This is a genomic window from Micrococcus sp. EYE_212, assembly GCF_023147585.1.
Taxonomy (GTDB): domain Bacteria; phylum Actinomycetota; class Actinomycetes; order Actinomycetales; family Micrococcaceae; genus Micrococcus.
Map to the genome: position 1 here is coordinate 1 of NZ_JAHXOZ010000026.1, position 12153 is coordinate 12153.

The following is a 12153-nucleotide window of genomic DNA, read 5'->3' on the forward strand; positions in this document are numbered from 1 at the left end:
GGCTTGCGTTCCGCACGCCGTTCTCCGCCCTTCAGGTAACTGACCTCAACAGCCAGAAACCTAGGCAGAGAGCGGCGCGCCCTCGTCAACGGCTCGCCAGAACACCCACGGAAGCGTCAGGAGAGCCTGTTTTAGATCACCTCCGCGCTGATGACCGCGAGCACGTCGGGTACATCGAGATGACCGACGAAGGCCTCTTCATCCCCTACGACCTCCTGCGTCGGCGATGCGGTGAACCCATGGAGTCGACCGAGGCCGAAGAACTGCTTGACACCGTCGGTTTGCAGGCGTTGGGCGAACAGTGGCTGCTTCGCACCGAGGGTGACGCATGGGTGCCCGTGGGCATCCAGGAGTTCTCACGAGAGGCCGTCACAGTGGCGCCGCGGCTCGATGACAGGGCGGTGGCCAAGGCGCCGGATCTCACCGCGACGGTGATGTTGTCGTTGCCGACGGATCGGCTCCGTTCCGCCGAATGAGGCTGGGCGGTTCCCTTCTCAGGCGAAGATCTCCCGCAAGGGTGTCCACCCCACGGGAAGCGGCCCGCAGATGGCGGCTCGTTGCCTGTCTGCCTCATGGGACCAGCCCTGAGCTTGTCCCGGGCTGCCGACCAGACCCCGGGCCAGGCGGAGTCCCACGTCCTCCAGGACGGCGTCCGGGGCGCTGCCCCGGCGCACTGAGGCGCGCACGCTCCAGGGTTCATCCGCCCAGCCACCCCCGCGCAGACTGCGGTAGTCGCCGTAGCGGGCGGGATCGGCGTAGTCCCAGCACCATTCCCAGATGTTGCCGAGCATGTCGTGCAGACCGTGCGGGTTGGCTTTCTTCATGCCGACGGGCTGGGGGCCCTCAAGGTGGTCGAGGCTGGTCCAGGCGATGTCTTCAAGCGGCCCGTAGGTGGGCGAGGTCGTTCCGGCGCGGCAGGCGTACTCCCACTCGGCCTCGGTGGGCAATCGGTACCCGTCAGCGCTCGTGTTCCAGGTGACGGAGCGTCCGTCCCCAGCATGCGTGTAGGCCGGCTGCAGCTCTTCAGCATTGGATAGCTCGTTGCAGAGGTTGATGGTCTCGAACCATGTCAGAGGCGTGAGCGGGCGTCCGGTGCTCCGGTCACGGAGGGGGTGCACGGCCATCTCGAAGGGCTCCAGTTCCACATCCCGTGTGGTCCCGCGACGGGCGTCACGCAGGGTGATTTTTCCCGAAGACAGGGTGGCCATGGAGGGCTGGTTCATGGCGTCAGCGTCGCACACGGGCTGACTGGAGAACCACGAGCTGCACCCGGACAGGGTTCAACTGTCAATACCTAAGTGGCTCGTGGTCGTATGAAACATATTTGCGCGTTTGTGAAATCTTCGCTGCATCTCGACAGCCGTTCAGGTGCCATAACGCGAGCGGGAAGCCCGCGGGAAGAGCGGGAGTCGAGCGCCTCCACCCATCGGGAAATCCTGAAGGACGGGGAAGAAAGAAAAGCGAGATATTGCCCTCTGGAATGGGCTGATTCGCTCGGGTAGCCTCCTCCTCTCGACTCCGTCTCGCTGAGGAGGCTACCCGACGTGTCAAGTCCATGGAAGGGGGTAGCGGGGTGATCTGCCACCACATGATTGCGTTTTTACGGCAGGGGGTACCGGGGGGGCGATCAGAGGGTGGGGTGCGTCGGCGAGGCGGGGGAGGGACATCGGCGGCGCGGGCGGGCCTTATGGGCAGTGAACGAGAGTCGTCGGCCCCGTCCTCGGGGCCAGAGGGTGAGGCCGCAGATGAGCGTGGACATGGAGCCGCAGATGGGTGTGGGCACGGCGCAGGCCGGCGCGCATCAGGAGGTCGACGAGGGGCTCAGGGCGCTGGCCCCTCAGCCGCAGCCGGCGAAGTTCCTCGGGATCGGATCAGGACTGGTCGCCGCCGGCGCGCTGGCCGCCGGCATGTTCGCCGCCACCGACCCGGCCCTGGCCTACACGGTCGCCGGCGGTGGTGCCGGCGTCTCGACGGCATCCCTGGTGGTGGCCGAGCGGGCGCGGCAGCGGGCGGAGATCGCCGACCACTTCACCGAGCAGATCTGCCCGGTGATGCTGATCCGCCCGCGGCCGTCCCGGGCCGCGGTGAAGCTCTCCCGTTGGCGTGGGGGGTTCATCGGCCTGCCCCAGCAGGTGCAGCTGACCTACCACGCGAGGGTGGTGCCGGACCCGGAGTGGCTGAAGTCCCTGGCCGAGGTCGCCTCGGTCAGCCTCGGGGCCAAGTACAAGGTGGAGGCTCACCTGCCGCGTAAGCGCCGCGTGGTGCTCGGTGCCGTGGGGGCCGAGCAGGTGGAGAAGACCGACCCGACCGTGGACCGCGCCTCCCGGGTGGTGCGGGACCTGCTGGGCGAGTCCGCCCGCGTGAAGGTCGAGCTCAACGACGACGGCGACGCGACCCGCATCGAGGTCGCCCACGAGCAGGGCAGCAACATGGCCATGGCCTCCAAGCGGCTGCGCGTGGAGCGGGTCCTGGCCACCCGCGTGCCCGGAGACTGGGTCCCGGAGTGGAACCTGGTCGAGGACACCGTCGTGTTCTCCGCCCGCGAGCCGATGCCCTCCCTGGTCCTGCCCCCGCCGGAGCACTCCCCGCTGGTGCGCACCCACGCCGACTACCGAGATTTCCAGATCCCCCTGGGTGTGGACGAGGACGGCGAGCAGCTCTCCTGGCACCCCCGCAAGCAGCCCCACATGGTGGTGGTCGGCACCACCGGCTCGGGCAAGACCGTCGTGGAGCAGAACGTCGTCCAGCGCCTGACCCAGGCCGGCTGGAAGGTCTGGGTGATCGACGGCAAGCGGATCGAGTTCATCGGCCTGCGGGACTGGCCGAACGTGGCGCGGCTGGCCTCGCGCATCGAGCACCAGGTGAAGCTGATCGAGGACGCCCACGACCTGATGAACGAGCGCTATGCGCTGATCGAGGCCGGCAAGGCGACCTCCGCCGACTTCGAGCCCGTGGCCCTGATCGTCGACGAGGCCACCACGCTGATCGAGGCCGCCGACGACTGGTGGGCCGAGGTCAAGCCCAAGGGCGGATCCTCCAAGTCCGCGGTGCTCAAGCGCCTGGGCAACATTGGACGCCTGGGCCGCTCGGCGAAGATCCACATGCTCATCGGCCTCCAGCGCGCGGACACCCGCTTCATCTCCGGTGAGTTCCGCGACAACCTCGGCATGCGCGTGGCCATGTCCCGCCTCAGCCCCGACGGCGCCAAGATGATGTGGGACTCCTATGTGGTCGGCACCACCATCCCCCGGCACATCAAGGGCCGCGGCATGGCCCTGAACTCCGCCGGTGTGCCCGTCATGATCCAGACCATCTACGCCCCCAACCCCGACCCGGGATCCGACGACTACGACCCCCAGCGCGTCGCCGCGGTGCGCCCCCGCGAAGTCGTGCACAAGAAGATGCTGGTGGAGATCCTCGAGCCGGTCACGGTGGACCTGGACGGCAACGAGAACCCCACCAGCTACGCCGACTACATGGACGCCCGCGTCTACGAGGCCCCCGACCAGCCCCAGGTGCAGCCGGCCACCGCGCCCGCCGCCAGCGCGGCCGTCCCGGCCGGCGCGCTCGCGGCCTTGCAGTCCCTGAACACTGCTCCCGCCACTGCCGCGGTCGAGGAACGCCCGACCGGGCGCCCCTCTCCGGCTGTGCTGGCCGACCCCAGCCGCCCCGTGATCGCCGAGCGCAAGCACGTGCCCTACGTGCCCGACGACGAACAGGACCTCTTCGAGGGCTACGGCGAGCCCGTCGAGTCCCCGGCCGAGGAGTTGCAGGCCGGCGACCTGATCCAGATCGACCCCGACGCCGAGACCTGGGCGGTGCTCGCCGAGGACCCCCAGGAGGACGAGGCCGGGATCTACCTGGAGTACATCGAGCGCGACACCGGGGAGGCCGGCGGCATCTCCGTGGCCGCCACCGAGATGCTGCCCACCCGCCACATCGAACACGAGGAGAACTGAGATGAGCGCGAACACCAACGGCACCAGCGACGGCACCGACATCATCTGGATCACCCTGGCCGGCATGTTCTTCCTGGGCACCGGCGCCTTCACCGCCTGGGCCGCCAGCGCCATGAACTCCGTGCGCCAGAGCCTGCTGGAGATCGGCCTGCTCGTCCCCGCAGACCAGGCCGCCTTCGAGCTCGCAGACACCGGCGTCGGCGTCAGCCTCCCCCTGGTCCTGGGGGCCGGCGCCGTGCTCGTGGCCATCGTCATGATCGCCGCCTATCGGTCCGCCAGACGCCGGGCCCGCGGCCTGGACGACTGACCTGACGGACTCGTCAGCAGCTAGGGACATGTCGCGGAGAGCCCGGCCTTGTGGTCAGTGAAGGCGCCCGTGCAGGGCGGATGGATCGGACCAGGAGGTTGGCATGTGCAGGGCTCAGGGCGAGGCGGGGTGTCCCCACGGACGTCGATGCCCCCCGAACGCAACGGCACGGGATGCCGCGCTGAAGCGTCGACGGGAGAACCGGGCGATCGGACAGCAGATCGCCCGGTGGGCCAAGGCCGAGGGCAAGGCTGACGAGCTGGCCGAGCTGAAGAGGCAGCGCAAGCCCGTCAACGAGATCAAGGAGTGGGCCGGTCAGGCCGGCGCTCCGGAAAGCGTCTTCGCCCGCGCCGCGGGCCCGGCCAAGAAGGGATGGGAGGCGGCCAAGACCGAGCTGCGCAACGACCCCAAGGCCCCAGCCCGCCGAGGACCGGCCCGCGGGGGAGCGCCGGCCGCCGCAGCCGCCGGCGGAGCAGGAGGCGTCGGCGGCGGTGGGGGCGCTGGCGGCGCCGGAGTGGCCGGTGGCGGCGGAGCCGGCGGCGGCGTCGCGGTCGCCGGTGCGGGCGGCGGCGCAGGCGCAGGCGCTGGCCGCGACCACCGCACCCCGACCCCGACTCCCGGCTCAGCCTCGACGGGCGCTCGCGGGTCGGAGTGGTCGGAGTGGGAGGACCAGTGCGGCGAGGAAGAAGCCGCCCGTGTGGCGCTGCTGGTGGAGCGGCAGGGGCGCACCGCCGAAGAGCGGCAGCTGATGCGGATGGACTCGGCGCGTGAGGGTGCGTCGGTCGCGGGCAAGGGCGTCAACGACATCAAGCGTCTGGTGTGGGACGACGGCGCGTGCGGCTACTTCAAGCCCTACGACGCGCTGAACACGGGAGTGGCCAAGTCCTACGGCCACGATGGCCGACTCCAGCCCACCCATGAGGCCGCGGCCTCGCAGTTCGCCCAGGCGCTGGGTCCGAAGTACGCGGCTTTGGTGCCTCCGGTGGCCCTGGTCAAGTACGAGGGCCAGTGGGGCTCCATCTCCTACGGAGTCCCCGGGGGGCCGATGAGGACGAAGATGAACCTGATGCACATGGCAGAGCACCACTCCGACCAGGCCAGCGATCTGGCCTTCTTCGACTGCCTGATCGGGCAGGTCGACCGCCACGGCAACAACGTCCTGATGGACCGCCGCGGCCTCTCGGCGATCGACAACGGATTCGCCTTCACCGACGGCGTCGGCGGCGTGAACGCCTCGATGTTCGTCGACGCGCGCTCCAAGCTCCCGCAGGCCCGCGCGACCACTCGGGAGGAGAAGGCGGTCCTGGCCCGCTTCCTGGACTCTGAAGACGGCTTGGGCCTGCGCGGCACGATCGAGGACGGCCGCTTCCACGAGGTGCGCCGGAGGGCTCGTCTGATGCAGAGCAAGGGCCGGATCCTGAGCCTGTCGAATCTCTACGAGCGCTGATAAACTGATACAAGATCAACATAAGGAGATCTGATGTTCACCATCACCATCCATCACCTGGACGGCCCCTCCGGCCTCCAGCGGCACGTCGGATACGTGCACGTTGACGGGGAGGACGTCCAGATCCATGACCCCGAGGGGCACCTCGACCTCGAGCTGCCCACCCCCACCGTCGACGACCTCGGCCGCGGCGAGCGCCGGCGCGCCACCTACGCCCAGGACCCGGTCGTGTGGGCCTACAACCTGCCTGCCCTGCTCCGCGGGCCCTACGTGCTCGCCCAGCGTCATGACCAGACGCCGGACTGGGTCGAGCAGCTTCTGGAGCAGCCGCAGGCGCCGGCCGCCAGCTCCCCCGGTGACGCCGAGCTCATCGCGCAGCTCATCGCGGGCAGCTCCGCAGCCAAGGAGGCCGCGGCCGAGCCGGCATGACCGGCCTCGGCGATCGCGTGCGGATGAGCTCGCGGCCGCAGCTTGGGCCCGCGGATCGGACGGGGACGTGTCGCGGAGATCCAGCATGAGCTGCTGCTGAACCGACCGCGAAAGACGCTTGTGCGGTAGGCGGGGGACGTGTATGGTTAGACACGTAGCGGGCCTCATCAGGGGGCCTGCACCCCTCACCGAAGGAGCGCCCCATGGGACGCATCGCCCACCGCATCTACAACGTCTACGGCCCGGACAGCGCCGACATCGACTGCCTCTGCCCCCTCTGCGGCAAGGCCGACTACGTCTCCATCACCCAGGACGAGGCGGACGCCCTGGACGCCGGCCAGCCCGTCCACGAGGTCCTGCCCCACCGCACCAAGGTGGAGCGGGAGCGGATCATCTCCCAGATCTGCCCCGACTGCCAGGCAAACCTCTGCTGACCTCCCCGCCACGGCGGCCCCCCTCACTGGAGGGGGGCCGCCGTCGTCTCATGCGCCAACGCTCCAGCCCCGGGCCGGCAAGACACCTGCGGAGCCGGGGGGACGCGCACACGGGGGCAGCACCGCCAGGGCCACCCATGGTCGCAGCGTCGGCGGCCCCGTCCACTCGACGGCGACGCCGGCGTGCGGACGTCCCGGCCCGGCCAGCCCGGAGCGAACGCGTCCGCGAGCGCGGGTCGGCCGGGGACGTGTCGTGGAGATGTGCTGCCGGCGGCCGCGGCTGCTTCAGCTCGGGGCGCCGGCGGCCGCGGGTCCGGGGCACGTCCCCGGCGTGGTCGTTGGGTCGACAGCGATTTCCGCGGGAGGTGGGCTCTCTGGCGGCTGAGTCGGGACAAGATGGGCGGAGGGTGCCGGCGGCGTGGATCGGCGCCAGGCCGAGTCCCGGGGGTTCCCGGTAGGAGGGTAGATGGCAGGCGATGAGCAGGCGTCGGCGGAGCGGGCCTCGCAACTCAAAGCTCGCGGGAGGTGGCTGGCCGCGTGGGGGGCCATCGTGGGGGCGATCTGGTCCGCTGTAACGACGCTGGGCGTGCTGGCCTCGGAGGACGACAGCCTGGGATTTTCAGCTCCGCCGCCCCCTGGAGGGGAGCCTGCGATGTCGCCTGAGCTGCGCGCGCTGTTCGTCCTGGCGTGGGTGTTCTTCGTGGCCGTGCTCCGTGCCCTGGTGTCGACGCGGCAGGCTGGCAGGGCGCGGTCCAACTGGGCGATTGCGGCGGCCATCGTGGCCTGCATGCCGCTGGCGGCTGGGTTTTTCTGGCACAGTCCGGTGGTCGACTCGATGGGGGCGTTGGGGTTGCTCTTGTCCTCTGCGTTCATCTTCGGTGGCCTCTTCTGGCAGGACGAGCTGACGCTCCGTGCTGAGCGCCTGGAGGATCAAGCTGCGGAGGAAGCCGAGCGGAAGAGGAGGCAGCGCGAGGCGGACCTGCGTTGGTACGAGCAGGAGTTGAGCCGCGTGGAGGGCAAGCTCGAGGAGCTCACGAGCAGGGAGACGGAGCGCCGCGGCATGTGGTGCTTCTGGCGGCGATGACTGCCGTGTCATCCACGCATGGGGGAGACCGGCGTGCCGTGGATGTCCGCCGGCAGAGCTGCGGCCGAGGGTAGGCGGCACGGCGCTGGCCTGCGTATTACGCCCAGGGGTCCGCGAGCGCGGGCCGGGCGGGGACGTGTCGTGGAGATGGGCGGCCGGCTGCTTCAGCTCGGCCGGCCGGGCTGCCGCGGCTGCGGGAGCTGGAGGTCCGGGGCATGTGTCCCCGGCACGGCTGCGGGGCGGGCAGGGAGCCGCGCGGGGCGGGGGAGAGCGAGGCCTGTTCAGTCGGGGGATGGATACGATCAGCATCCCACCGGATCCGGCGAAGGACACCATGACCAGCTCACTGCTCACTGACCTCCGCGAGCGCGTCATCGACGAGGCGGAACCGTTGCCCGGCCTGTTGCGCAAGTGCCTGATGCTCGGCGCGCAGACCGGCTCGCAGAGCCTGCGGGAGTGGGCGAGGTTCGAGCTCAACGGCTACCCGGACGATGTCGACGCGCCTGCCTACCGGAGCATCCATGCCGGCATGCTCATGTCCTCCATCAGCGGCAACACCGTCGTGAGCAGGCAACCCGTCTCGTGGTACGACTTCCCCGACGACGTCCGGGAGGTGGTCCCCGAACTGCTGACCCTCAAGGGGCCTCTGGCGGAGATCGAGGAGATGGCGACTCGGGAGGCGTTCCACTACGGGACCGGCCCGCTCAGTGCAGCGCAGATGGTGTTCAACGCCATCCTGCCGCCGCATCAGCAGATCACCAGCCTGATGTACGCGGTGCCCGGTCCGACCCTCCGCGGCATCGTGGACCGCATCCGCACCAGCCTGGTCGAGCTCGTCGCCGACCTCACCGCCGACACCCCCCTCGGTGAGCTGCCCAGCCGCGCCGCGGTCGATGCCGCGCTGAGCGATCGCGTGGGCGTGCAATACATCACCTATCTCCACGCGCCGTCTGGCCCTGTGGCTGTCGGCGAGGGCGCCCATGCTCAGGGCACGGTCGAAGACCTCTCTCGCGCGCTTGCAGACCTGCGTGTGATGGCGGAGAAGGAGGGGGAGGAGGAGTTGACCGAGGCCATCGACGAACTCCAGCAGGCGCTCCAGGAAGACCAGCCCGCCGTCGGCCCTGTGGCTGAGGGAGCCGGTCGCCTGCGTCGTCTCGCCGCCAACGTAGGGAGCGCGGCCCTGGGGTCCGCCGTCACGGGGGTGGTGGAGACTGCCACCGCCATGGCCTTCGGCGGCGTCTTCGGCTGAGGGCCCGGGGGCCGCGTGCCGCCGAGGGCGGGCGACGTCGCCCCGCCGGCGTGCGCCAGGATCTCAGCCCCCCGATCCGAGAGAGCGGGCCGGGGACGCCGACGGGCGCGGACCGTGCGGTCCGCGCCCGTCGGGGGAGGTGGCGGCTCAGGGCTGGGGGTGATCCAGCTCGTGAGCGGCCATGGCGTCCAGGGTGCGGACCAGCTCGGGGAAGAGCATGGTCAGCACCTCGATGGAGCGGGCGCCCTTGGGGTGGTCGGCGACGGCGCGCCAGTGGCGGGCCACGGTGCGCGCGTGGTTGTCGCGGCGGGTGTAGAAGGCCTTGGCGTCCTGATACCCGGCCTTGTAGCCGTCGGCGTAGGTGGGGGTGGTGGTCTGCTGCTCCATGAGCTGCCTCCTCCAGTAAGGGTGCAGGTGGCCGAATGCCTCCCGCTGTGTCAAACCATACACTCACGATGTTGTGGTGGCCAACCCGCGAGCGCGGGCAGGGCGGGGACGTGTCGCGGAGATCCGCAGCCGGCAGCTGCACCTGGAGCTACCGGCTGCGCGGTCGAGTCCGCGACAGGGGGGGCGCCGGTGAGCGGCCCCCGGGCCGGTTCGGTCAGCCCTTGACGGGCTTCCCGGACAGGTCGAGGTCGGCGGCGACCACGGCTACCGAGGTGGCGCGGATCATGGCGGACACGGCGCGCACGTGTGCGTGGCACGGGACGCACGCCTTGGCGAGCGCCAGGCGCTCGTCGGCCTGGGTCCCCTGGCCTCGGAGCCAGGACACGTAGGCCAGCACGGCCAGCGCGCCGGCGGCGGCCTCACGCGGACCCATGGCCACGGCGGCGTTGAGCACCGCCTCCGCCTCCACCGTGGTCTTCCAGCTCAGCCCGTCCGGGAACGTGCCCGTGTGGAAGTCCACCCCCTCCATCCGCCGCGGCCCGGTCGCATCCACCAGGGCCACGTAGAGGTACTCGGGAGCCTGGCGATCTAGGGTCGCCATGGCGGGCGGGCATGCAAGAGCCCCCCTGAAGGAAGATCCTCCAGAGGGGCTCAACTTTGCATTTTCTCCTAATCAAAGGAGTAGAAATATCCAAATCAGTATTTCCACGATGTGGGGTAAGAGATCGGATGCGAGGGAGGCTATCGCCTCCCAGGGGACTGCATGAAGCCACTCGGCGACCTTCTCGGCGGCCTCGACAGTGTCGGTGACTGCGACCATGCAGTTGGCAAGAACGAAAATGAATATGAGCATTGGGTTTTGCGTGATGCGTCTGATCCACCTGCTCAAGGTGGACGGACGGTGCGTGCCTAACGGATCCTTACAGGAGCCTCTCCCTGTCTCGTAGCGGGTGTGATGTGCACGTGTCAGGCCGCTGTAGCGGCCTCGTACTCTGCCATGGGTCATGCTTCGTTTCCTCTCTTTGTGAGGCACCCGCGCGGCGAGTTCCGCGGGGCGCACCGGGAGTTCCCCAGCCTTTCAAGTATAGCAAAGGAGGGACAGAAAAGCAAATCAGAAGGTGTTTAGGGAATGCACCTATGGGAACCCGCACGAATCCAGGAAGAGTAGGCCAAAGAAGGGCAGTTGGTTAGCGTCTACTGAACACCACCACTGGCACCTGGGAGAGCGACCCAGTGCCCACGGCCATCAGTGGCGAGCGAGTGTGGAGGGCGGGGACGTGTCGCGGAGGGACGCTGCCGGCTCCGTGAGCTCGAGCTGCCGGCCGCCGCGGCTGCTGGAGCTGGGCATCCGGGGCATGTCCCCGGCACGCCGCGGGGTCTGGAAGCGATGCGTGGGGGCTGGTGGCACGGGGTGCGGCCGGTGCGCGGCCGCGACTGGCGTGCTCGGGGTGGCGGGAGGCCTGGGTCTACGGGCGCTTGGAGTCCGCAGGCCGAGCAGCCTCTGGATGGCGGGGCGGGCGGGGACGTGTCGCGGAGGGACGCTGCCGGCTGCGCGAGCTCGAGCTGCCGGCCGCCGCGGCGGCTGGAGCCGCGGGCCCGGGCCATCTCCCCGACACGGTCCGCGGCGGGGCCCTCGCGGCCAGCAGCCGAGAGCGCGTGGGGCCGCCGACGGCTGGAAGCTCAGCAAGGGGGGAGGGCGCGGAGGCGGCGGCACGACAGGGCCCCGCCGTGGGGGGCGATGTCTGGGCCGGCGACCGGCGGGGGACGTGTCGTGGAGGGGCAGCCAGCTGCCGGCGCCGCGCTGCGAGCTCGTGGTGCCGCGGAGACAGCGGCAGCCGCCGCGGGCGGACGGCCCCGCCCGCATCGTGCGGGCGGGGCCACCGGGGGGTGTGGGCGCTTGCGGCCCGGGCGGTCAGCGGCGGGGCCGCCGCAGTGCGACGACCCCGCCGAGAGGGAGAGGGAATCAGGCCGTGGCCGGAGCCTCGGCGGTTCCGCGGGTGCTGGCCCGCTCCACGGCGGAGCCCTCCCGCACGCTGGCGGACTCCGGGGACTGCATCAGCGGCACGGCGCGGAACAGACGTCCCACGCCCTCGTACTCGGCGTCGATCGTGGGGAGCTGATCCCGACGGATCGGCATCAGAATGCCGTGCGCCCACTGGCCGTGGACCCACGCGACGGGCTTGCCCGAGTGGTTGGTGTCCGGGTCGAACGTGAGCACCTCACCGTCGCTGGTGTACCGCGCCGTCACGTCGGCCAGCGCCTTGACGTACTTCGGATTGACCGTGAACGTGCCCTCCTCGAGCGCGCCCCGCGGCTGGGTGTGCAGGCGGAACAGGGAAGCGATCTTCGGATACTCGTCCGCGTCCGCGTAGTTCTTCAGCGGCACCGTCTGCACCTGCCCGTTCGCCGCGTGGACGGTGAACGTGACGGTGTCCTTGTCGGCCGTCAGCTCCACCGTGCCGTCCTTCTTCGCGGCGCGGAGCACCGGGAGCAGAACCTTCAGGCCCGAGCGGTGCAGGCGCACCGGCGGCAGGCCCGCGCCGTGCGCGGGCGCCTCCAGGGCGTACTCGGTCAGCGTGCGGGCGAGCTGGTAGCGGTCCGTGCTGTAGGCGATCAGGCCCTGGTCGGTCACCTCCAGAGGGACCGTGGTCAGGCGAGCCCCGACCGGCTCGTCGGCGAGGCGGGCGGGGTAGGAAGCGACATCGAGACCGCGGAGCAGCTGGCGGGCGTTGAACGTGAGCATGAGAGCCTCCAAGGCTAGGGGTGCAGGGGGCCGGGTGCCTCCCGCTGAGTCAAACCATACACGGTTTGTGGTGTGGGCGCAATCGGTTGTGTGGTTGTGTGCTGGCGGTGTTAT

At 70.1% G+C, this 12153-nt stretch carries 13 protein-coding genes; 8 read left to right on the forward strand and 5 right to left on the reverse strand.

Annotated elements, in window-relative coordinates; translation table 11 throughout:
- A partial coding sequence (locus KZX60_RS11625) for a hypothetical protein (RefSeq protein WP_248118552.1) occupies window positions 1-476 on the forward strand: 476 nt, incomplete at its 5' end.
- Window positions 477-494: 18 nt separating this feature from the next.
- On the opposite strand, the gene KZX60_RS11630 is transcribed toward KZX60_RS11625, so the two are convergent.
- Window positions 495-1223: an SUMF1/EgtB/PvdO family nonheme iron enzyme gene (locus KZX60_RS11630; RefSeq protein ID WP_223246359.1), complete on the reverse strand. Its 729-nt coding sequence runs from the start codon at window positions 1221-1223 to the stop codon at window positions 495-497.
- A gap of 522 nt (window positions 1224-1745) precedes the next feature.
- Between KZX60_RS11630 and KZX60_RS11635 the strand changes: the two genes are divergently transcribed.
- The 7 genes from KZX60_RS11635 to KZX60_RS11665 all read left to right on the forward strand — a co-directional run bounded on the left by KZX60_RS11635 (window position 1746) and on the right by KZX60_RS11665 (window position 8909).
- Window positions 1746-3959, forward strand: a complete 2214-nt coding sequence (locus tag KZX60_RS11635; RefSeq protein WP_248118554.1) for an FtsK/SpoIIIE domain-containing protein — start codon at window positions 1746-1748, stop codon at window positions 3957-3959.
- A 1-nt stretch (window position 3960) separates the two neighbouring features.
- Window positions 3961-4266, forward strand: a complete 306-nt coding sequence (locus KZX60_RS11640; RefSeq protein ID WP_031943914.1) for a hypothetical protein — start codon at window positions 3961-3963, stop codon at window positions 4264-4266.
- A 103-nt stretch (window positions 4267-4369) separates the two neighbouring features.
- The gene (locus KZX60_RS11645) at window positions 4370-5713 is read left to right on the forward strand and encodes a hypothetical protein (RefSeq protein ID WP_157571223.1); all 1344 of its coding nucleotides are present in this window, start codon (window positions 4370-4372) and stop codon (window positions 5711-5713) included.
- Window positions 5714-5746: 33 nt separating this feature from the next.
- Entirely contained in the window at window positions 5747-6142 is a 396-nt protein-coding gene (locus tag KZX60_RS11650; RefSeq protein WP_049159949.1) for a hypothetical protein, read from the forward strand.
- Window positions 6143-6345: 203 nt separating this feature from the next.
- A complete protein-coding gene (locus tag KZX60_RS11655; RefSeq protein ID WP_031943917.1) occupies window positions 6346-6576 on the forward strand; it encodes a hypothetical protein in 231 nt (76 codons plus the stop codon).
- A 466-nt stretch (window positions 6577-7042) separates the two neighbouring features.
- The gene (locus tag KZX60_RS11660; RefSeq protein ID WP_061873207.1) at window positions 7043-7660 is read left to right on the forward strand and encodes a hypothetical protein; all 618 of its coding nucleotides are present in this window, start codon (window positions 7043-7045) and stop codon (window positions 7658-7660) included.
- A 334-nt stretch (window positions 7661-7994) separates the two neighbouring features.
- Entirely contained in the window at window positions 7995-8909 is a 915-nt protein-coding gene (locus KZX60_RS11665) for a hypothetical protein (RefSeq protein ID WP_061873208.1), read from the forward strand.
- A 147-nt stretch (window positions 8910-9056) separates the two neighbouring features.
- On the opposite strand, the gene KZX60_RS11670 is transcribed toward KZX60_RS11665, so the two are convergent.
- From KZX60_RS11670 to KZX60_RS11685, 4 genes are all read right to left on the reverse strand, one after another.
- Window positions 9057-9296 carry a hypothetical protein gene (locus tag KZX60_RS11670; RefSeq protein WP_061873209.1) on the reverse strand — a complete coding sequence of 80 codons (240 nt, stop codon included), beginning with the start codon at window positions 9294-9296 and terminating at the stop codon, window positions 9057-9059.
- Window positions 9297-9510: 214 nt separating this feature from the next.
- Entirely contained in the window at window positions 9511-9897 is a 387-nt protein-coding gene (locus tag KZX60_RS11675; protein ID WP_248118556.1) for a hypothetical protein, read from the reverse strand.
- Window positions 9898-9969: 72 nt separating this feature from the next.
- Entirely contained in the window at window positions 9970-10149 is a 180-nt protein-coding gene (locus KZX60_RS11680) for a hypothetical protein (protein ID WP_061866804.1), read from the reverse strand.
- A 1110-nt stretch (window positions 10150-11259) separates the two neighbouring features.
- Window positions 11260-12039 (reverse strand): hypothetical protein, encoded by a 780-nt coding sequence (locus KZX60_RS11685; RefSeq protein WP_061873154.1) that lies wholly within the window; start codon window positions 12037-12039, stop codon window positions 11260-11262.
- Window positions 12040-12153: the final 114 nt, after the last annotated feature.

Excerpts from the sequence above, each read along its gene's own strand:
- KZX60_RS11630 (WP_223246359.1), bottom strand. The coding sequence starts at position 1,223 with ATGAACCAGCCCTCCATGGCCACCCTGTCTTCGGGAAAAATCACCCTG.
- KZX60_RS11635 (WP_248118554.1), top strand. The coding sequence starts at position 1,746 with ATGAGCGTGGACATGGAGCCGCAGATGGGTGTGGGCACGGCGCAGGCC.
- KZX60_RS11640 (WP_031943914.1), top strand. The coding sequence starts at position 3,961 with ATGAGCGCGAACACCAACGGCACCAGCGACGGCACCGACATCATCTGG.
- KZX60_RS11645 (WP_157571223.1), top strand. The coding sequence starts at position 4,370 with ATGTGCAGGGCTCAGGGCGAGGCGGGGTGTCCCCACGGACGTCGATGC.
- KZX60_RS11650 (WP_049159949.1), top strand. The coding sequence starts at position 5,747 with ATGTTCACCATCACCATCCATCACCTGGACGGCCCCTCCGGCCTCCAG.
- KZX60_RS11655 (WP_031943917.1), top strand. The coding sequence starts at position 6,346 with ATGGGACGCATCGCCCACCGCATCTACAACGTCTACGGCCCGGACAGC.
- KZX60_RS11660 (WP_061873207.1), top strand. The coding sequence starts at position 7,043 with ATGGCAGGCGATGAGCAGGCGTCGGCGGAGCGGGCCTCGCAACTCAAA.
- KZX60_RS11665 (WP_061873208.1), top strand. The coding sequence starts at position 7,995 with ATGACCAGCTCACTGCTCACTGACCTCCGCGAGCGCGTCATCGACGAG.
- KZX60_RS11670 (WP_061873209.1), bottom strand. The coding sequence starts at position 9,296 with ATGGAGCAGCAGACCACCACCCCCACCTACGCCGACGGCTACAAGGCC.
- KZX60_RS11675 (WP_248118556.1), bottom strand. The coding sequence starts at position 9,897 with ATGGCGACCCTAGATCGCCAGGCTCCCGAGTACCTCTACGTGGCCCTG.
- KZX60_RS11680 (WP_061866804.1), bottom strand. The coding sequence starts at position 10,149 with ATGCTCATATTCATTTTCGTTCTTGCCAACTGCATGGTCGCAGTCACC.
- KZX60_RS11685 (WP_061873154.1), bottom strand. The coding sequence starts at position 12,039 with ATGCTCACGTTCAACGCCCGCCAGCTGCTCCGCGGTCTCGATGTCGCT.